The 1,239-nt window shown below is 53.4% G+C and carries 1 protein-coding gene; it reads right to left on the reverse strand.

Annotated features, from left to right (window positions below):
* Nucleotides 1–1,239: amino acid adenylation domain-containing protein (locus tag ACWF4Z_RS38225; RefSeq protein WP_452248104.1), on the reverse strand; the 1,239-nt coding region annotated here is incomplete at both ends.

Below are 1,239 nucleotides of genomic sequence, written 5' to 3' on the forward strand. Positions count from 1 at the left end.
GTCTGAACGGGTCTTCGAGAAATTGCTTCTCCGTCAGCTCAGGGAGATTGACATATCCTCGCGCTACACCGATTCCGCCTACGCAAAGCTCACCAGGCGCGCCGATTGGCTGCAGGCATTGCTGGTCATCCAGGATGTAGGCAGTGGAATTTCCGATCGGCTTCCCGATTGGGATAGAGCCGCCATACTCACGGTCGATCAGAAAACTGGTTGAAAACGTCGTGTTTTCTGTCGGGCCGTATCCGTTCCACAATGAAAGCGACGGCGATGCCTGTTTTACTTTGCTGACAATATGCGGGACAAGGGCATCTCCGCCGATGATTAAATGGCGCAGTGTGCCGAACATACCCGCATCCTTTGCAGCAAGCTGGTTGAATAAAGGTGATGTCAGCCACATCGTCGAGATTCTTTGCTCACGCAGGAATGCAGCAAATTGTTTCGCATCAAGCAGCGTCTCTTTTTTGACCGGATAAAGCGCTGCGCCATTCAGCAGTGCGCCGAATACCTCAAACGTTCCGGCATCAAAGCTGACTGCCCCTGTTTGCGCCATGCGGTCCTCTTCAGTAACAGGAACGTACCCGGCATTTTTGACGAGGCGCAGAATGCTTTTATGTTCGATCATGACGCCTTTCGGTTTGCCCGTTGAACCGGATGTGTACATGATGTACGCCAAATCAGACGGGGCGGATGGCAGGTTGAGATTGTCAGCTTCGCCATCTTCAATGCCTATGTCCAGTGTAAGAACCGGCACCTGCAGCTGATGTGCCTGCCCTGTATAAGAATTTCCGGTCAAAACCATTCGAACGGAGCTGTCCTCTGCCATGAAACGAAGACGATCCCCCGGAAGCGCTGGATCAAGCGGCACATATGCGGCGCCTGCTTTTAACACAGCCAGCATGCCGACAACGGTTTCTACTGATCGATCGTTCATAATCGCTGCTGTTTCCCCTTTTTGAAGGCCTTGTTCGACAAGCTTTCTCGCCAGACGGTTAGCCGCTGCATTCAGCTCGCGGTACGTCAGCACGGTTCCTTCATATACGACGGCAGTGCTCGCCGGCGTCCGTTTCGCTTGCTCTTCAAACACTTGGTGTACAGCCATTCCTTCAGGGAGTTCGGCTTTCGTGCTGTTAAACACCTCGACAATTTGCCGCTGCTCTTCGTCTCCCACAAGCCCGTACTCACGCACAAAAGCGGCCGGCTGAGCGACAGCTGCTTCCATCATGCTGGTAAGGCTGTCTC

The organism is Kribbella sp. NPDC055071, assembly GCF_053608045.1.